Annotated in this window: 15 protein-coding genes; 6 read left to right on the forward strand and 9 right to left on the reverse strand. The window is 68.6% G+C overall.

Translation table 11 applies throughout. The annotated features are described in order from the left end of the window. Positions 1-1,209, forward strand: a complete 1,209-nt coding sequence (gene hmpA, locus AC1Z3W_RS21940) for an NO-inducible flavohemoprotein (RefSeq protein ID WP_483508418.1) — start codon at positions 1-3, stop codon at positions 1,207-1,209. A gap of 78 nt (positions 1,210-1,287) precedes the next feature. On the opposite strand, the gene AC1Z3W_RS21945 is transcribed toward hmpA, so the two are convergent. From AC1Z3W_RS21945 to aroG, 3 genes are all read right to left on the reverse strand, one after another. Next, positions 1,288-1,677: a type II toxin-antitoxin system VapC family toxin gene (locus tag AC1Z3W_RS21945; RefSeq protein ID WP_483508419.1), complete on the reverse strand. Its 390-nt coding sequence runs from the start codon at positions 1,675-1,677 to the stop codon at positions 1,288-1,290. Beyond that, on the reverse strand, positions 1,674-1,943 hold the full coding sequence (locus tag AC1Z3W_RS21950) for a type II toxin-antitoxin system Phd/YefM family antitoxin (protein WP_057926719.1): 270 nt from the start codon (positions 1,941-1,943) through the stop codon (positions 1,674-1,676). The genes AC1Z3W_RS21945 and AC1Z3W_RS21950 overlap by 4 nt, the downstream gene beginning before the upstream one ends. Positions 1,944-2,064: 121 nt before the next feature. Beyond that, positions 2,065-3,138: a 3-deoxy-7-phosphoheptulonate synthase AroG gene (aroG, locus tag AC1Z3W_RS21955; RefSeq protein WP_057926718.1), complete on the reverse strand. Its 1,074-nt coding sequence runs from the start codon at positions 3,136-3,138 to the stop codon at positions 2,065-2,067. Between aroG and AC1Z3W_RS21960 the strand changes: the two genes are divergently transcribed. Continuing rightward, the gene (locus AC1Z3W_RS21960) at positions 3,137-3,424 is read left to right on the forward strand and encodes a hypothetical protein (protein WP_162492268.1); all 288 of its coding nucleotides are present in this window, start codon (positions 3,137-3,139) and stop codon (positions 3,422-3,424) included. The two genes, aroG and AC1Z3W_RS21960, sit on opposite strands and share 2 nt — an antisense overlap. A 110-nt stretch (positions 3,425-3,534) precedes the next feature. Here AC1Z3W_RS21960 and tldD read toward each other — a convergent pair whose 3' ends face one another. The 3 genes from tldD to AC1Z3W_RS21975 all read right to left on the reverse strand — a co-directional run bounded on the left by tldD (position 3,535) and on the right by AC1Z3W_RS21975 (position 10,173). Further along, on the reverse strand, positions 3,535-5,001 hold the full coding sequence (tldD, locus tag AC1Z3W_RS21965) for a metalloprotease TldD (RefSeq protein WP_057926717.1): 1,467 nt from the start codon (positions 4,999-5,001) through the stop codon (positions 3,535-3,537). A gap of 93 nt (positions 5,002-5,094) precedes the next feature. Continuing rightward, positions 5,095-5,922, reverse strand: a complete 828-nt coding sequence (locus AC1Z3W_RS21970) for a carbon-nitrogen hydrolase family protein (protein WP_483508420.1) — start codon at positions 5,920-5,922, stop codon at positions 5,095-5,097. Between the two features lie 54 nt (positions 5,923-5,976). After that, positions 5,977-10,173 (reverse strand): YhdP family phospholipid transporter, encoded by a 4,197-nt coding sequence (locus tag AC1Z3W_RS21975; RefSeq protein WP_483508421.1) that lies wholly within the window; start codon positions 10,171-10,173, stop codon positions 5,977-5,979. A 228-nt stretch (positions 10,174-10,401) separates the two neighbouring features. Here AC1Z3W_RS21975 and glnE point away from each other — a divergent pair, with 228 nt between their 5' ends. Further along, positions 10,402-13,203: a bifunctional [glutamate--ammonia ligase]-adenylyl-L-tyrosine phosphorylase/[glutamate--ammonia-ligase] adenylyltransferase gene (glnE, locus tag AC1Z3W_RS21980; RefSeq protein WP_124834319.1), complete on the forward strand. Its 2,802-nt coding sequence runs from the start codon at positions 10,402-10,404 to the stop codon at positions 13,201-13,203. A gap of 137 nt (positions 13,204-13,340) precedes the next feature. Here glnE and recN read toward each other — a convergent pair whose 3' ends face one another. Together recN and AC1Z3W_RS21990 are read right to left on the reverse strand one after the other, a co-directional pair. Next, positions 13,341-14,990, reverse strand: a complete 1,650-nt coding sequence (gene recN, locus AC1Z3W_RS21985; RefSeq protein WP_483508422.1) for a DNA repair protein RecN — start codon at positions 14,988-14,990, stop codon at positions 13,341-13,343. A gap of 19 nt (positions 14,991-15,009) precedes the next feature. Next, positions 15,010-15,912 (reverse strand): NAD kinase, encoded by a 903-nt coding sequence (locus AC1Z3W_RS21990; protein WP_483508423.1) that lies wholly within the window; start codon positions 15,910-15,912, stop codon positions 15,010-15,012. A 130-nt stretch (positions 15,913-16,042) separates the two neighbouring features. Here AC1Z3W_RS21990 and hrcA point away from each other — a divergent pair, with 130 nt between their 5' ends. The 3 genes from hrcA to AC1Z3W_RS22005 all read left to right on the forward strand — a co-directional run bounded on the left by hrcA (position 16,043) and on the right by AC1Z3W_RS22005 (position 18,680). After that, on the forward strand, positions 16,043-17,065 hold the full coding sequence (gene hrcA / locus AC1Z3W_RS21995; RefSeq protein ID WP_011544637.1) for a heat-inducible transcriptional repressor HrcA: 1,023 nt from the start codon (positions 16,043-16,045) through the stop codon (positions 17,063-17,065). A 137-nt stretch (positions 17,066-17,202) separates the two neighbouring features. Further along, positions 17,203-18,267, forward strand: a complete 1,065-nt coding sequence (gene hemH, locus AC1Z3W_RS22000; RefSeq protein ID WP_483508424.1) for a ferrochelatase — start codon at positions 17,203-17,205, stop codon at positions 18,265-18,267. 5 nt (positions 18,268-18,272) lie between these two features. Further along, positions 18,273-18,680: an RNA-binding S4 domain-containing protein gene (locus AC1Z3W_RS22005; protein ID WP_057926710.1), complete on the forward strand. Its 408-nt coding sequence runs from the start codon at positions 18,273-18,275 to the stop codon at positions 18,678-18,680. On the opposite strand, the gene AC1Z3W_RS22010 is transcribed toward AC1Z3W_RS22005, so the two are convergent. Next, complete coding sequence (locus tag AC1Z3W_RS22010; protein WP_006476841.1) at positions 18,652-18,813, reverse strand: hypothetical protein; 162 nt, start codon at positions 18,811-18,813, stop codon at positions 18,652-18,654. The genes AC1Z3W_RS22005 and AC1Z3W_RS22010 overlap by 29 nt on opposite strands. Between the last annotated feature and the right edge of the window lie 96 nt (positions 18,814-18,909).

Genomic DNA, 18,909 nt, shown 5'->3' on the forward strand with positions numbered 1-18,909 from the left:
ATGACCGATATCACCGCTGATCAGATGGCTCGCGTGAAGGCCACTGCCCCTGTCCTCGCCGTGCACGGCGCGACGATCACGAAGCACTTCTACCAGCGCATGTTCGCGCGCCATCCGGAACTGAAGAACCTGTTCAACCAGACGCACCAGAAGAGCGGCAGCCAGCCGGAAACGCTCGCGAAGGCGGTCTACGCGTATGCGGCGAACATCGACAATCTCGGCGCGCTCGGCGGTGCGGTGTCGCACATCGCGCACAAGCACGCGAGCCTGAACATTCGCCCCGAGCATTACCCGATCGTCGGCGAGAACCTGCTCGCGTCGATCGTCGAGGTGCTCGGTGACGCGGTCGATGCGCAAACGCTCGAGGCATGGCGCGTCGCGTACGGCCAGCTCGCGCGGATCCTGATCGGCGTCGAGGCCAACCTGTACGCGGGGGCTGCATGGAGCGGCTTCCGTCCGTTCAAGGTGGCGCGCAAGGTGCGCGAGAGCGACGAGATCACGTCGTTCTACCTGAGCCCGGCCGACGGTGGCGAGGCGCCGACCTTCGAGCCGGGCCAGTACATCACCGTGAAGCGCTTCGTCGGCGACCTCGGTGTCGACCAGCCGCGCCAGTACAGCCTGTCCGACGCGCCGCACGGCAAGTGGCTGCGCATCTCGGTGAAGCGCGAGGCCGGCAAGCCGGAAGCGATCCCGGCCGGCAAGGTGTCGACGCTGATGCATGACGGCGTGGAGGAGGGCGCGATCGTCGAGGTGACGGCGCCGATGGGCGAGTTTTCGCTGAAGCGCGGCGTCGATACGCCGGTCGTGCTGATCTCCGGCGGTGTCGGCCTGACCCCGATGGTGTCGATGGCATCGACGCTGGTCGGCGAAGGCAGCAAGCGTGAGGTGCGGTTCGTCCACGCATGCCGGTCGGGTGCGGTGCATGCGTTCCGCGACTGGCTGAACGATACGGTGCGCGAACACGCGAACGTGAAGCGCACGGTGCTGTACGAGCTGGTCGGCCCGAACGACCGTGTCGGCGTCGATTACGATCTCGAGGGGCGCCTGACGCAGGAGCGCGTGAAGCAATATGCGCTGGTGCCGGATGCCGACTACTACATCTGCGGCCCGATCGCGTTCATGAAGGCGCAACGCGACGCGCTGGTCGCGCTCGGCGTCGCGCCGGAACGCATCAATACCGAGATCTTCGGCTCGGGCGCGCTCGAGTGAGATCCTGACGGACGGTTTCGGCCAACGCAATGAAAAGCCCGGCGCGAGCCGGGCTTTGCTTGTGTAGCGGGCAGCGCATCAGGCGCGCAGCATCAGCGTGGCGTGATAGCGCCACACTTTGGGATCGGCGCTGACGAGCGGCATGCCTTCATGGAGCGCCTGCGCGACCATCACGCGGTCGAACGGATCGACATGATCCGGAAAATCCGGTAGTGTGGCGACGCCTTCGACGTGATCGCTGCTGATCGGCAACTCCGCAAATCCTGCGAGCCGGAACGCTGAACGTGCATCGCGCGGATGAACAGGTAGATTGCCCTTGCGATATTTGATCGCGATTTCCCAGATGGACGCGGCGCTGACGTACAGCGTGTTCTCGGGATGCTCGATCAACGCGACCGCGGTCGCCGAAAGTTGAGGCGCCCCTTCGGCGGCCCATAGTGCGATATGCGTATCGAGCAGCAGCTTCACGGTGCGAGTCCCTGCTCCGAACTGGCGTCGAAGTCGGCGGCGATCGATTCATCGCCGGCATTGAATGCCTCGACCGTCGTCGGGATGTTGAGCCCGGCAAGCAACTGGCGGGCGGCGCCGATCCGCTTCGGCGCCACGTAAGGCACGATCCGGGCGACCGGATGACCGTTGCGGGCAATCACGACTTCGGATTCACGCCCCAATTCAAGTGCTTCGACGAGGCTCGAGAGCCTCGACTTGGCGTCGTGCATGTTGATGGTCGGCATGATCGTCCCTGGTTAGCTAGATAATGTTAGCTAGTCTAGCAGGGCGAAACGACATCCGCAGGCTGACCGCATGGCCAACCCCACGCCAGGCGGGGTCATGCGGTCGGCCTGTTGGTGTGCGTCAGTTGCCGCTGCCGCGCGCGACGCGGCGTGCCTTCACCGATTCCGCGAGGCCTTCGAGCACCTTCACGCTGTCGTCCCACGCGATGCATGCGTCGGTGATGCTCTGGCCGTAGGTCAGCGGGAAGCCTTCCTTCAGGTCCTGGCGCCCTTCGACGAGGTGCGACTCGATCATCACGCCGACGATGCGCTCGTCGCCGGCCGCGACCTGGCGGCCGATGTCCGCACACACGGGAATCTGGTTCTCGTGCTTCTTCGAGCTGTTCGCGTGGCTCGCGTCGATCATCAGGCGTGCGGCGAGGCCGGCCTTGCCGATGTCCGCGCACGCGGCGTTCACGCTGTCCGCGTCGTAGTTCGGCGCCTTGCCGCCGCGCAGGATCACGTGGCAGTCTTCGTTGCCGGCCGTCGACACGATCGCCGAATGGCCGCCCTTGGTCACCGACAGGAAATGGTGCGGCTGCGATGCGGCCTTGATCGCGTCGACCGCGATCTTCACGTTGCCGTCGGTGCCGTTCTTGAAGCCGACCGGGCACGACAGCCCCGACGCCAGTTCGCGGTGCACCTGCGACTCGGTCGTGCGCGCGCCGATCGCGCCCCACGAGATCAGGTCGGCGATGTACTGCGGGCTGATCATGTCGAGGTATTCGGTCGCGGCCGGCAGCCCCATCTCGTTGATCTGCAGCAGCAGTTCGCGCGCGGTGCGCAGCCCTTCGTTGATCTTGAAGCTGTTGTCCAGGTGCGGATCGTTGATGAGCCCCTTCCAGCCGACCGTCGTGCGCGGCTTCTCGAAGTACACGCGCATCACGATTTCCAGTTCGCCCTTGAAGCGCTCGCGCTCCTTCACGAGCCGCCCCGCGTACTCGATCGCCGCCTTCGTATCGTGGATCGAGCACGGCCCGATCACGACGATCAGCCTGTCGTCCATCCCGTGCAGGATGCGGTGCATCGACTGGCGCGAGTTGTAGATCAGCTCGGACGCGGCCTCGGAGCACGCGAATTCGCGGATCAGGTGGGCGGGCGGCGTCAGTTCCTTGAGTTCGCGGATGCGGACGTCGTCGGTATTGTGCGGGGGCATGTTGTTTCTCCTTGGTTCCGGGCGCCGTTCGGTCAATGCGCGTGCGGCAGATTCATCAATTCAAGCGATTCAGTGGTTTCGGTCGGGGCCGCGGGATCCGCTGCGGCGGCGACCGGATGGCGAAGGGCGAAAAAAAACCGCCGGGTTCGCCGGCGGTTTTTCGGGAATTTCGGTTGCGCTTTACGCGCCATCAACCCTCTCGATCCGCCAGCGGTCTGAGATGCCAAAAAAAGTAAAAATAAAACTTGGCGGACATGACGGAGATTCGGTTCGTCAAAAAAGTTGATTCGGAATTTATACCCGGTCGCCGTGCGGCTGGCAACCGGGGGTGCTCAAAAATGCGGATAATCCGCACGTATTCGTCGAAGCGCGCGGATTGTCTGCGCCGCGATGCGGTTATGCCGTACCGCCGACCGTCATCTTGTCGATGCGCAGGGTCGGCTGGCCGACGCCGACCGGCACGCTCTGGCCTTCCTTGCCGCACACACCGACGCCCGAGTCGAGCGACATGTCGTTGCCGATCATGCTCACGTACTTCAGCGATTCCGGGCCGCTGCCGATCAGCGTCGCGCCCTTCACCGGGTAGGTGATCTTGCCGTTCTCGATCATGTACGCCTCGGACGCCGAGAACACGAACTTGCCGTTCGTGATGTCGACCTGGCCGCCGCCGAAGTTCACCGCGTACAGGCCGTTCTTCACCGACGCGATGATTTCCTGCGGATCCTTGTCGCCGTTGAGCATGTACGTGTTGGTCATGCGCGGCATCGGCAGCGCCGCGTACGATTCGCGCCGCGCGTTGCCGGTGACCGGCATCTTCATCAGGCGCGCGTTCAGCGTGTCCTGGATGTAGCCCTTCAGGATGCCGTCCTCGATCAGCGTCGTGCACTGCGTCGGGTTGCCTTCGTCGTCGATGTTCAGCGAGCCGCGGCGGTTCGGCAGCGTGCCGTCGTCGACGACGGTCACGCCCTTCGCGGCGACCTGCTCGCCGATCCGGCCGGCGAACGCCGACGAACCCTTGCGGTTGAAGTCGCCCTCGAGGCCGTGGCCGATCGCTTCGTGCAGCAGCACGCCCGGCCAACCCGGCCCGAGCACGACCGTCATCGCGCCGGCCGGCGCGGGGCGCGCGTCGAGGTTGACGAGCGCCGCGTGCACGGCGTCGTCGACGTAGCGCGACAGCACGTCATCGGTGAAGTAGCCGTAGTCGAAGCGGCCGCCGCCGCCGCCGGAGCCGATCTCGCGGCGGCCGTTCTGTTCGGCGATCACCGTGACCGACACGCGCACGAGCGGGCGGATGTCGGCGGCGAGCGCACCGTCGCTGCGCGCGACCAGCACGACGTCGTATTCGCCGGCAAGGCCCGCCATCACCTGCGTGACGCGCGGATCGCGGCCGCGCGCCATCTGCTCGATGCGCTCGAGCAGCTTGACCTTGGCGGTCGCGTCGAGCGATGCGAGCGGATCGGACGGCAGGTACAGGTCGCGGCCCGAGATGCCCTTCAGCGACGTCGCGGCCTTGATCTTCTGACGGCCGCCGCCGGCCGCCGCGATCGCCTTGGTGGCCGCGGCCGCCTGCGCGATGGCTTCCGGCGACAGGTCGTCCGAATAAGCGAACGCGGTGCGGTCGCCCGCGACCGCGCGCACGCCGACGCCCTGGTCGATGCTGAAGCTGCCCGACTTCACGATGCCTTCCTCGAGGCTCCACGCTTCGCTGCGGGTCGCCTGGAAGTACAGGTCCGCGTAGTCGACGCGATGCGTGAAGATGTCGGCGATCGTGCGCGTGAGCAGGCTCTCGTCGAGGCCGTACGGCGTGAGGAGGATGTCCTTCGCCAGCGCAAGATTGCGGATGCCGGGTTCGATGATGTTCATGCGGGTATCGAGGGTTCTCAAAAAGTTGTCGGGTGCGTTCTGGGCAGATGGGTTGGCCGGGCGGGGTTTCAAGCGCCGCGGCGGTTCAGCGGTTCAGGCCAGCACGCGATGCCGCCACGCGGGCAGGCTCTGGCGCACCTCGGCGATGCGCTGCGGATCGAGCGCGCCGGTCACGACGCTCGCGCCTTCGTCGTGGACCGCGACGATCTCGCCCCACGGGTCGATCAGCATGCTGTGGCCCCAGGTGCGCCGGCCGTTCTCGTGCTTGCCGCCCTGCGCGGCCGCGAGCACGTAGCACTGGTTCTCGACGGCCCGCGCGCGCAGCAGCATTTCCCAGTGCGCGCGGCCCGTCGTATACGTAAACGCGGACGGCACGACGATCAGCGCGCAGTCGCCCATCCTGCGATACAGCTCCGGAAAGCGCAGATCGTAACAGACCGACAGGCCGACCCGCCCGAACGGCGCGTCGAACGTGACGACCGTGTCGCCCGCGCGGATCGTGCGCGCCTCGTCGAACGATTCGTCGCCTTTCTCGAAGTTGAACAGGTGGATCTTGTCGTAACGGGCCGCCTCGTGGCCGTTCGGGTCAAACACGAGCGTCGTGTTCAGTACGCGATCGGGTTCCGGCGCCTTCAGCGGCAGTGTGCCGCCGATCACCCAGATGCCGTGGCGGTGCGCGGCCTTCGCGAGAAAACGCTGGATCGGACCGTCGCGGTAGGGTTCGGCAAGCGCGAGCTTGTCGGTGTCGCGGTGGCCCATGAAGCAGAAATACTCGGGCAGCAGCACGAGCTGTGCACCATCGCTCGCCGCTTCCGCGATCAGGCGGCCGGCTTCGGCGAGATTGCGCGCGACGTCCGGCGTGCTCACCATCTGCAGCGCGGCGACCTGAAAGGGCGTGGCGGAACGGGTGTGATCGGTCATCGCAGGATCGGTTGCGTCATAAATGGGGTGCGGCCCGGCATCATCGAGCGATCATCAATGGGTCGCCGCGTCGGCCGGACCGTGATTCATCTTACCCTGATCGCCCCGCACCCGCTCGATGTGCGGATGCGCCCACGAGCCCGTGATCGCGTAGTCGAGCGCGAACGCGTGCGACAGCGTCTCCGACAGCGCGTAGTTCGCGGCCAGCACGCCGACGCCGAGCAGTGGATTGATGATCGCGGCCGCGATCGCCGCCGTGCCGGCGCCGATCTTCGGCGCGACGTGCGCGTGCAGGTCCTGCGTCTCGGTGCCGAGGTCGACCGCGCCGCGCACGGTCACGTTCGCTGGCGCCGTCGTCATCGAGAAGTCGTCGGTGCGTGCGATCCCGTTCGAGATCCGGCTGGTGCCGGTGATCTTGTCGAACGGCAGCCCCTTGCCGACCACATCGCGAAAATTCAGCGTCAGGAAGCGCGCGAGGCTTTGCAGGCTCAGCACGCCGAGCAGTTTCGCCGCACCCGGATCGACCTTCAGGATCTGGCCGTGCTCGAGGTCGAGCGCGACCTGGCCGCCGAGCGACGGGAGATCGACCGCGGTCGGACCGCCGCGCCAGCCGACCTTGCCGGTCACCGTGCCATGGCCGTCCGCGAGCGTGCGCGGCAGGCCGACGAGGCCGAGCAGCGCGCCCGCGTTGCCGACGTCGAGCTTGAAGTCGAACACGCTGCGGCGTGGCGCATCGTTTTCGTCGACGCCGCGGGCCAGCGCGCGGCGCGACGTGCGCCAGTTGCCGGTCGCCGTCAGCTTCGCGGCCGGGTTCGCCAGCTCGAGCTTGTCGAGCTGCCACACCGGCGCGCCGTCTTCCTCGATGTTGCGCGCATTGACGACGAGCCGGCCGATGTCGTGATCGCGCGCGACGACCTGGTCGACGATCAGGTCGACCGACGGCATCGGCCGGTCGGTCGGCGTCGGCAGGTTCATCGCACGGCCGACGAGGTCGTGCTGCGCGCTCTGCGGAATCACGAGCTTCGCGAGCCGCGCGTTCAGCACGCCCGCACCGTTATGGCCGCCGCCCGGCTCCCACGACAGGTAGCCCGAGACCTGGTTCGACGCGATGTTCGCCTGCCACAGCTCGTCGACGTGCGACGCGCCGATGATCACGTTTTCCCAGTTGCGCTTGAGCAGCTTCAGCGTGCCGAAGTGGAGCGCGAAGCGCTTCGGCGTGAAGCTCGCGATGTCGATGCGCGGCGTGGCCTGCTCCGGCGCGCGCGGCGTGTCGCGTTGCAGCGTGCGGGCCAGGGTGAGCCATGCGTCGGCGTCCAGTTCGTCGACGTCGACGGCGGCGCTCACGCCGTCCTGCGGCAGGTCGGGCATCCGGTGGATGCCCATCGCGCCGCGCACCGCGCGCAGCGGCTGGCCGCGCGTCGCGTCGAGCAGGTAGGTCGCGGACACGGGGCCGAGCGTCAGGTCGGCATGCTCGAGGCGCTTGCCGTTCTCCTGGGCGGCGGGCTGCAGCGTGAAGCGGAACGGCATCGGCGTGCCGGCCGGTTTCGCGAACGGCGCCGGGAAATTCAGCGCGACGCCCGTCAGGTCGGAATGTGCGGTGACCTCGGGCAGGCGGCCCGGCGCGCCGCGCACGGCGAGCTGGTACGGCGCGTCGCCGACCACGTGCTCGAGCAGCGCCGCGGCCGTGCCGCGCAGGTTCAGGCCGCGTGCCGCGTCGAGCGCGAGCTTGCCGTCGACGTCCACCGCGTACGGGCCATGCGACTGGAAGTTGCCGTTCGCGCGCACCGGGCCGCCGAGGAAACGCCCCGACAGGCCCTGCAGCGATGCGCCGGCTTCCGTGAAGCGCACGCTGCCGCGCAGCGCGGACAGCGGCGGCACGCCGTCGGTCGACAGCGTGTTGCCGCCGAACGCGAGTGCGCCTTCGATGTGCGTATGCGGATGCGGTACGTGCTGCGGAATCGTGATCTTGAGCGCGAGCGCCGCGGGCCCCTGCGCATCGATCCGCTGGCCGATGTGCCCGCTCATCGTGCCGAGCGAGCTGTTGTCCGCATAGTCGATCAGGTCCGCGAGCGGGCCCTGCGCATGGCCGTCGATGATGAGCGGCGACTTCGACGGGTTGCCGAGATCGTCGATCCGGCCGGCGACCTTCGTCAGCACGACGCGCTTGTAGTGCGCGCGCGCGATGTCGAAGCGCAGCTTGTTCTGCGCGAGCTCGAACACGCCGTCGATCCCGTCGAGAGCCGGCCAGACGCTCGGCGTGCCGTTCGCGAGTTTGCGCGGCGGGTACGGCGTCGGCTCGAAGCGCCCGCCGGTGAACGGCGCGACGATATGGAACACGCCGGCATCCGGCTCGTGTTCGAACGGGAATTTCTCGAGCGGGCCGCGCGCGACGATCGACGCGCCTTTGGTCACCCGGCCGTCCTGCAGCGCATGGCCGAGATAGTCGCGCAGATGCTCGGACATCCCGGTCGGCAGGTAGCGCGGAATGCGCGCCACCGACGCACGCGCGAAATCCGCGCGCAGGTCGAGCGAGCCGCGGCCGTGGCCGGGGTTCGTGTACGAGCCCGACACCGCGATTTCGGCATCGGGGTTCGCGACGAAGAAGTCGGGCAACGTCACGTCGACGCGCGCGTGCTTCTCGCCCGGCGCCGGCGTGATCACCCATTTCGCGTTGCCGCGCAGCCGGTCGAAAGTCAGGCGCGGCTCGTCGAATTCGCCGGGCACCGTCACGGCCGCGTTGACCGTGTCGAAGCGCGCGCTGCCGCCCGTTTCGTTCGCGTCGATGTGGCCCCACAAATTCTCGACGCCCGGCCAGCCGGCGCGCGGGTGACCGCGCGGGGACAGGCCCGGCGGCGGCTCCTGCGCGGCGACGCTGATGCCCTGCAGATCGCCGAGGAAGCGGTAGCGGACGATCGGCGCCGCGCCCGTGCGCCGTTCTTCGTCGGCGAGGTCGGCCCGCGCGGGCTTCGCGCGTTCGACCTCGATGTGATAGTTCGACACCATCCCGCGCGGGTCGAGCTTGATCAGCTCGTTGCGCAGGCGCGCCGGCAGCGGCAGCCCTCGGATGAACTCGCTGAGGATGCCGAGATCGACGCGATCGCCGACGACGCTCAGCAGTTGCCCCTGGTCGGCGGCCGGCACGCGGTAGCGGGCGGTCAGCGTCGACAGCGCGAGCGAGCGGGCGAGCGGCGTGCCGTCCGGCAGCGGCGGCTGGCCGAGCTCCGCGTTGAAGCGCGTGAGGTGCAGCGTGTAGTCGCGGCCGGCGTTCAGCGCCATGTCCCAGCCGAAGCCGACCGTCGGCACGTCGAGGCGCGGCTGGGTCGGCCGCACGCGCAGCACGACGTCGGCGCCCTGCAGGTCGCCGCCGGCGGAGCGCAGGTGGCCGTCCTGGAAGGTCGCCCAGATCGCGTTGTCGATCCGGCCCGCGTGGACCGTGAGCGGCAGGTCGAGATAGCGGCCGAGCGTCTGCAGGTCGACCGGGCCGGTCGACAGATACGCGTCGCCCGTCCAGTTCGTCGGCTTGCCGATCGGCGCGAGCGGCTTGTGCCGGAAGCGCGCGCGGAAATCGAGCGGGCCGAGCAGCAGCGTGCCGTTCGCGGGCGCCTGCAGCGCGGCCTTGTGCTCGCGGCCGTGGTTGAGCACCGCGAGGCGGATGCCCGACAGCGCGAGCTCCGGCGCGGCGTGCTGCGCGTCGCGCCAGCGCAGCGTGCCGTTGCGCAGCACGATCGCTTCCTGTTTCAGCAGCCACGTGCTGAACGTGTCGTTGCCGCCGTGGGTGGTCGCGACGCCGACGCCCGCGACGCTCAACGAGCCGTCGGCCGCGCGCGCGACGACGAGGTCCGGGTGATCGACGATCAGGCTCGACAGCGCGGGCGACAGCCGCAGCAGCGACATCCACGACAACGCGGCCGTCGCGTGCGGGACCGACAGCGCGATCCGGCCGTCGCGGCCGCGAATGGTGAGGTTGGTGACTTCGACGCCCGGCTGCATGCCGGACCAGTTGGGTGACAGTTTGCCGATCGAAAGCTGCGCGTGGAGCTTGTCGGACACCGCGCGCTCGATACGCGGGCGGAATTCGTCGATGCGCGGCAGCAGCACGTAGCGCAGCCCGAGGAGCGCGCCGGACGCGACGAAGTAGGTGCCGATCCCGACTGCCAGCGTCACCCTGAATACGCGACGCAAGACCGGATGATCGTGCTTCGGAGGTCCCGCTTCGGGCGCAGCTACGGCGGATTCCTGACGGTCGGACATGCGGCGGAAGGGCGGCGATATGGTAGTTTTGCAGACTGACGTTGAAATGTATCACACGGGTTCGTGCCGGCGGCCGTTGCGGCAGCACGGCACGGGCTTTCCGGCGCGCGGTTTTCGCGGCGGCGCACCTGCGTCGCGACACCGCGCCGAGTCCAAGGGGCCTGTCGGCAGCGGGGCGCGCATGCGTCGTCCCGCGGCGGCGGGCCTTACCGCCAGGCCCGCTTTTCGATGACCGACGCTTCCGCCCTGATCAGCCAGTCCTATTCCCGCTACATCGCCCGCGCGGCCGCCGCGCGGCCCGCGCTGTCCGACCAGATCGCCGCGTGGGCCGCCGCGCCGCTCTCCCGCGCGCAGCTCGACGCGCGCCTGAGCGAGCTGCTCGCGCTACCGGCCGGCACGGCCGCGCCGAACGACGAGCAACTGAAGCGCGCGCTGCGGCAGTTGCGTGTCGAGGTGTTCGGCGCGGTTGCGGAGCGCGACCTGCGCGGCTTCGCGGACGTCGCCGAGGTGACGGGCGCGATGACCGATCTCGCCGAAGTGGCCGTGCAACGCTCGCTCGCGCTGCTGTCGGCGGAACTCGAGGCGATGTACGGCGAGCCGCGCGGCGCCGACGGCCAGCGCGTCGTGCTGGGCGTGGTCGGGATGGGCAAGCTCGGCGGCCGCGAGCTCAACGTGTCGTCGGACATCGACCTGATCTTCGTCTACGAGGACGACGGCGAGACGGCCGGCGGCACGCGCTCGCCGCTGTCCACGCAGGAATACTTCACGCGGCTCGGCCGGCGCCTGATCGGCGTGCTGTCCGAGGTCACGGCCGACGGCTACGTGTTTCGCGTCGACATGCGGCTGCGCCCGAACGGCGATTCGGGGCCGCTCGTCTGCAGCCTCGGGATGCTCGAGGAATATTTCTACGTGCAGGGGCGCGAATGGGAGCGCTACGCGTGGATCAAGGGGCGGCTCGTGTCGGAGGGCGACAGCGACGCGGCGCAGCGGCTCGAGTCGCAGCTCGAATCGATCGTCAAGCCGTTCGTGTACCGCCGCTATCTCGACTTCGGCGTGATCGGCGCGATCCGTTCGCTGCACCAGCAGATTCGCCACGAAGCCGCGCGCCGCGCGTCGATGCGGCCCGACAAGGCCGACGACATCAAGCTCGGGCGCGGCGGGATCCGCGAGATCGAATTCAGCGCGCAGGTGTTCCAGCTGATCCGCGGCGGCCAGGATGCGGAATTCCGCGTGCGGCCGACGCTCGCGGTGCTGCGCCACGCGCAGGCGCGCGGGCTGATCGGCGAAGACGTGCGCGAGCGGCTGACCGACGCCTACAACTTCCTGCGCACGCTCGAGCACCGGCTGCAGTACCGCGACGACGCGCAGACGCATGCGATGCCGGTCGATCCCGGCGAGCGCACGGCGCTGGCCGCGTCGCTCGGTTTTGCCGACTACGCGGCGCTGATGACGGTGCTCGATGGCTACCGCACCTTCGTCGAAGCACAGTTCGACCAGATTTTCGCCGACAAGGTGAGCGGCGGCCCCTGCGCGGCGGGCGAGGACACGGCGGCTGCGTGGATCTGGAGCGGGGCGCTCGCCGACGACGGCGAAGACGATGCGCTGCTCGCGCGTCTCGACGGGCTGGGTTTCACCGATCCGGCAACCGTGCTCGCGCGGCTGCGCGCGATCTGGCAGTCGTCGCGCTACGCGGGCCTGCCGGAAAAGAGCCGGCAGCGCTTCGACAGCGTCGCGCAGCGCGCGCTCGAGGCCGCGCCGCGAATCGATGCCGCGCGCCGCGACGACACCATCGTGCGGCTGTTCGACCTGCTCGAGACGGTCAGCCGGCGCGGCGTCTATCTCGCGCTCCTGACCGAGTATCCGGCCGCGCTCGACCGCGTGCTGTCGGTGCTCGGCGCGACGCGCTGGGGCGGCGGCTACCTGATCCGCCATCCGCAACTGCTCGACGAACTGCTTGACGACGAAGCGATCGCGAGCCCGTTCGACTGGCCCGCATTCAAGGATGCATTGCGCGCGCGCCTTGCGGCAGCCGACGGCCCCGAGCAGCAGATGGACCTGCTGCGGCATGCGCAGCACGCCGAGGTGTTCCGCATCCTGCTGATCGACCTGGCGGGCCAGTTGTCGGTCGAGCACGTGAGCGACCGCCTGTCCGAGCTCGCCGACGCGGTGCTCGACGTGACGATCGAAGTGGTCTGGTCGCAGCTCGCGAAGCGCCATCGCGACGTGCCGAAGTTCGCGGTGATCGCGTACGGCAAGCTCGGCGGCAAGGAGCTCGGCTACGCATCGGATCTCGACCTGATCTTCCTGTACGACGACCCCGACGAGCGCTCGGCGGACGTCTACACGACGTTCACGCGACGGCTGATCACGTGGCTCACGACCGCGACCGGCGCGGGCGCGCTGTTCGACATCGACCTGCGGCTGCGGCCGAACGGCGAGGCCGGGCTGCTGGTGACCGATCTCGACGCGTTCCGTCGCTACCAGCTGCGCGAGGGCGATGCGGCGAACACGGCGTGGGTGTGGGAGCATCAGGCGCTGACGCGCGCCCGCTACAGCGCGGGCGACACGCAGATCGGCGCGGATTTCGAGGCGATTCGCCAGCAGGTGCTGACGACGCCGCGCGACGGGGCGGTGCTCGCGAAGGAAATCGTCGACATGCGCGGCAAGGTGTTCGCGGGCCATCCGAACCAGACCGAACTGTTCGACCTGAAGCACGATCGCGGCGGGATGGTCGACATCGAGTTCATCGTCCAGTACTGGGTGCTGCTGCATGCGTCGAGCGATGCCGAGCTGATCCGCAACACCGGCAACATCGCACTGCTGCGCGAGGTCGCCCGGTTCGGGCTGATGGGCGAGGACGAAGCCGAGCGCGTCGGCGCGGCCTACCGCAAGTACCGGAAGCTGCAGCACAAGCTGCGGCTCGACGGGATGGAGAAGGCACGGGTCGATCCGGCCCTGGTGGCCGACGAGCGGGCGGCGGTGACGGCACTGTGGGAGCGGGTGTTCGGGGCAGCCGAAACGGGCGTTTGAGTCGGGCGTTCGAGTCGAGGCTGTGACTCGAGGCTTCGAATCCGCGGGGCAGGGCGGGCGCGATCGAGCGGCCGCCTTCCGCAAAAAAAGACCGGCGCATGCGCCGGTCTTCTTGCATTCGGTCAACGGGGGGCGTGTCAGGCCGCCAGCATTTCCTTCGCGTGCTTGCGCGTCGTGGCGGTGATCTCGAGCCCGCCGAGCATCCGCGCGACTTCCTCGACCCGGCTCGTCTTGTCGAGCGGGACGACCGACGAGACGGTGCCGCCGCGGTCGTCGGCGCCCTTCGCGACCTGGAAGTGATGGTCGCCGCGCGCGGCGACCTGCGGCAGGTGCGTCACGCACAGCACCTGGCGGTCGCGCCCGAGCTGGTGCAGCAGGCGGCCGACCACTTCGGCGACACCGCCTCCGATCCCCGTGTCGACTTCGTCGAAGATCAGCGTCGGCGTCGGGCTTGCCGCGCTCGCGATCACCGCCAGCGCGAGGCTGATCCGCGCGAGTTCGCCGCCCGACGCAACCTTCGCGAGCGGCCGCAGCGGCACGCCAGGGTGCCCGGCGACCCGGAATTCGACCTGCTCGAGCCCATGCGGGCCGCCGTCGGCGAGCGGTACGAGCGCGACTTCGAAGCTGCCGCCCGCCATCGACAGTTCCTGCATGCCGGCCGTGACGGCTGTGCCGAGCGTCTTCGCGGCCTGCGCGCGTGCCTTCGACAGCTGCTTCGCATCGGTGAGATAGGCTTCCCATGCCTTAGCCTGCGCGGCTTCGAGCGCGCCGAGATCGGCGGCCGCGTCGAGCGCGGCCAGCTGCGCGCGGCGTGCCGCATGTTCCTCGTGCAGCGTGTCGGGCGGCAGCCGGAACTTGCGGGCGGTCGAGTGCAGCGCGTCGAGGCGCGTTTCGACCTGCGCGAGCCGGGCCGGGTCGAGATCGAGGCGCTGCGCGTAGTGCGACAACGAATAGACGGCTTCCTGCAGCTGGATCTCGGCCGGTTCGAGCGATGCGAGCGCATCGCCGAGCCCCGTGTCGTAGTCGGCCAGGCTGCGCAGTTTCGACACGATCGCGCCGAGCTGCGGGAGCATCGCGTCGTCGGCCTCCGACAGCGCGTTGAGCGCGCCCTGCACGCCGGCGATCAGGTTTGCCGAGTGCGACAGCCGCTTGTGCTCGCTGCCGACTTCGTCCCATTCGCCCGGTTGCGGCGCGAGCTTGTCGAGTTCGGCGAGCTGCCACGCGAGTTTTTCGCGTTCGAGCTGCAGTTCGCGCTCGTGCGCCTTCGCGGCGTCGATCGCCTGCGTTGCGTCGCGCCATACGCGCCACGCGCGGGCGACGTTCGCGGCATCGGAGACGAGCCCCGCGTGCGTGTCGAACAGCTCGCGCTGCGCGTCGGGCCGCATCAGCAGCTGGTGCGCGTGCTGGCCGTGGATGTCGACCAGCATCTCGCCGAGCCCGCGCAACTGCGCGAGCGTCGCGCTGGTGCCGTTGATGAACGCGCGCGAGCGGCCGTTCGCGTCGATCACGCGGCGCAGCATCACGGTGTCCTCGGCGTCGAACGCGTGTTCGTCGAGCCAGCGCGCGACGCGGTCGTGCGGCGTGAATTCGGCGGTGATGTCGGCGCGGCCGCAGCCGGCGCGCACGACGCTCGCGTCGGCGCGTTCGCCGAGGGCGAGGGCGAGGGCGTCGATCAGGATCGATTTGCCGGCGCCGGTTTCGCCGGAAAAGACGGTAAAGCCGCTGTCGAATTCGAGATCGAGCGCGGCGACGATGACGAAGTCGCGAATCGAGAGGTGGCGGAGCATGGTGTCGGGCGGTGGTGCGTCAGGACGCCTTGTCGTCTTCGTTCGATGCGTGTTCGTTCCAGTGCAGCTTCTTGCGCAGCGTCGCGTAGTAGCTGTAGCCGACCGGGTGCAGGAACGGCACGGTGTGCTTCGAGCGGCGCACCTCGATCGTGTCGTTCAGTTCGAGCGCGGTGAACGACTGCATGTCGAAGTTCACGTTGACGTCGCGGCCGCCGACGATCTGGATCGCGATCTTCGAATCGTCGGGCAGCACGATCGGCCGGTTCGACAGCGCGTGCGGCGCGATCGGCACGAGCACGATGCCCGCCAGCTGCGGATGGAGGATCGGGCCGGCCGACGACAGCGCGTACGCGGTCGAGCCGGTCGGCGTGGCGACGATCAGGCCGTCCGAGCGCTGGTTGTACATGTACCGGCCGTCGACCGATGCGCGCAGCTCGACCATCCCGGAAAAGCCGCTGCGGTTCACGACGACGTCGTTGAACGCGATCGCGTGGTAGATCGGTTCGCCGTCGCGCATGATCCGGGCCTCGAGCAGCGCGCGCTCCTCGCGCTCGAACTTGCCCGACAGGATCACCGGGACGAGCGCCTGCATGTCGGCCGCCGCGATATCGGTGATGAAGCCTAGCCGCCCGTGGTTGATCCCGATCAGCGGTGTCTTGTACGGCGCGAGCTGGCGGCCGATGCCGAGCATCGTGCCGTCGCCGCCGAGCACGACCGCCACGTCCGCGCGCGCCCCGATTTCCGCCGGGGTGAGCGCCGGATAGCCGGCGATGCCGATCTCGCGCGCGGTGTCGGCTTCGAACACGACCTCGAAGCCGAGCTTCGCGATGCAGCCAGCCAGCGTGGCGAGCGGCTCGGCGATGCCGGGCGTGTTGCTCCGGCCGACGAGCGCGACAGTATTGAACTGATTACCGGTTTTCATGCCGGCATTACACCATAGCTCGTTGACGAAAAGAACCGGCTGTGCACACACGGGGCCGGATCGGTCAGCCCGCGCGACTGTGGCCGCGGCCACTCGCCGTGCTCGCGCGGTTGCGCTAAAATTTTCTACCATGCTAGATCCTCGCGCACGAACCCTCCTGAAAACCCTGATCGAACGGTATATCGCCGACGGTCAGCCGGTCGGCTCGCGCACGTTGTCCCGTTACTCCGGCCTCGAGCTGAGCCCGGCAACGATCCGCAACGTGATGTCCGACCTGGAGGAACTCGGCCTCGTGTCGAGCCCGCACACGTCGGCCGGCCGCGTGCCGACGCCGCGCGGCTATCGCCTGTTCGTCGACACGATGCTGACGGTCGAGGCGCCGATCGACGCCGAGGCCGTCGCGCGCCAGGTGCAGAACACGCTGCAGGCCGGCGAGCCGCAGCAGCGGGTCGTGGCGGCCGCGGCGAGCGTGCTGTCGAACCTGTCGCAGTTCGCGGGCGTCGTGCTGACGCCGCGCCGCAGCCACGTGTTCAAGCAGATCGAGTTCATGCGCCTGTCGGACAAGCGCATCCTGCTGATCATCGTCACGCCCGAGGGCGACGTGCAGAACCGGATGCTCGCGACGCCGCGCGACTATTCGCCGTCGCAGCTCACCGAGGCGTCCAACTACATCAACGCGCATTTCGCCGGGCTGTCGTTCGACGAGGTGCGCCGCCGCCTGCGCGACGAGATCGACCAGCTGCGCGGCGACATGACCACGCTGATGCATGCCGCCGTGACGGCCAGCACCGAGGTGCCCGATACCGAGGACACCGTGCTCATTTCCGGCGAGCGCAACCTGCTCGAAGTGGCGGACCTGTCGTCCGACATGGCACGGCTGCGCAAGCTGTTCGACGTGTTCGACCAAAAGACGGGCCTCCTGCAACTGCTCGACGTGTCGAGCCACGCCCAGGGCGTGCAGATCTTCATTGGCGGTGAATCGACGCTCGTGCCGATCGAGGAAATGAGCGTCGTTACCGCACCGTACGAGGTGAATGGCCAGATCGTCGGCACGCTTGGCGTGATCGGCCCGACCCGCATGGCGTACAACCGCGTGATTCCGATCGTCGACATCACCGCGCGCCTGTTGTCGCTCACGCTGAGCCAGCAGTAACCTGACCGACACCGCCCCGCCATCGTGCCGCGGCGCGGCGTGTGCCGCCAGTCGGCCGAACGGCCAGCCGACCCGAGCGAGGCGGCCCGCTATAATTGAGGGCCGTCCGACTGCGTGCCCCGAGCACGTTCCTGCCCATGCGTTTCGATCTTGAGCCGCCTTCGAGCGTCGCGGCTGCCCATCGCATCGGCGTGCTGCTGATCAATCTCGGCACGCCGGACGCCCCGACGCCGCGCGCGGTGCGGCGCTATCTGACCGAATTCCTGTCGGACCCCCGCGTCGTCGAAATCCCGCAGGCCGTCTGGCAGGTGCTGCTGCGCACGCTGATCCTGCCGCTGCGCGGCCGCGCGTCCGCGAAGAAATACGCGGCCGTCTGGATGCCCGAGGGCTCGCCGCTGCGCGTGTACACCGAGCGCCAGACCGAAGGCGTGCGCCACCTGCTCGCCTCGAACGGCTATCAGGTGATGGTCGACTACGCAATGCGCTATGGCAGTCCGAATATTGCGCACGCGCTCGCGCAGTTCAAGCGCGCCGGCGTCGAGCGCGTGCTGCTGATGCCGATGTATCCGCAATACTCGGCGTCCACCACCGCGACGGCATTCGATGCCGCGTTCGCCGCGCTCGCGCGGATGCGCAACCAGCCGGAAGTGCGTACGGTGCGCCAGTACGCCGACCATCCGGCCTACATTCACGCGCTGGCCGAGCAGGTGCGCCAATACTGGGCGCAGCACGGCCGGCCCGACTTCGCGGCCGGCGACAAACTCGTGCTGAGCTTTCACGGCGTGCCGAAACGCACGCTCGACCTGGGCGACCCCTATCATGACCAATGCCAGCAGACGGGCGCGCTGCTGATGGCCGCGCTCGGGCTGTCGACGCTCGAATGCCGCGTGACGTTCCAGTCGCGCTTCGGCAAGGCCGAATGGCTGCAGCCGTACACGGCGCCGACGCTGCGCGAGCTCGGCGAGGCCGGCGTGCGGCGTGCGGACGTGTTCTGTCCCGGTTTTACGGCCGATTGTCTGGAGACGATCGAGGAGATCGGGATGGAGGTGCGCGACGAGTTCATCGCGGGCGGCGGCCGGGCGTTCCACCGGATTCCGTGCCTGAACGGCGCGCCCGCGTGGATCGGCGCGGTGGGCGAGATCGTCGCCGAGAATCTGCAGGGCTGGCCGGTGAAGGCCGCGCAGCCCGAAACGGTGAGTTGAACGCGATGAACTACAGGATTTCGACGGAACCCGGCGCGAAGCTGCGCATCGACAAATGGCTGTGGGCGGCGCGCTTTTTCAAGACGCGCTCGCTCGCATCGGACGCGGTCGACAAGGGCCACGTGAAGATCGGCGGCGCGGCGGTCAAGCCGGCAAAGGACGTGCGCGTCGGCGACGAGGTCGAGATTGCGATCGACGGTGTCGTCTGGCACATTGCCGTGCTGGGCATTTGCGACGTGCGCGGGCCCGCGAGCATCGCGCAGACGCTTTACCAGGAAACGGAAGCGGGGCGCGTCGCGCGGCTCGCCGAACTGGAGCGGCGGCGCACGTATCGCGAGCCGGCGGCCGAACTGCACGGCCGGCCGACCAAGCGCGACCGGCGCATCATCGACAGATTTTCTGGTGGGAGCTGAACATCTGGTCGAACGTCGCCCGCGCGCTTCCGTATTCGGTCGTGCGGTCGGTGACGGCTCCGGACAGGCAGATGGTGGTGGTGCCGGCAATCAGTACCAGCGCGACCACCGATATGGCAAAGGTCAGTTTCACGGTACTCGCCTCTCGGGACGGGTGAATGCGGCGCCAGGTGGATGCAGGCGGCGGTCAGCTAGGGTAAACACGCTTTTCCGACGCTTGAGTCGAGTG

It is taken from the genome of Burkholderia sp. 10_S31 (assembly GCF_056930375.1).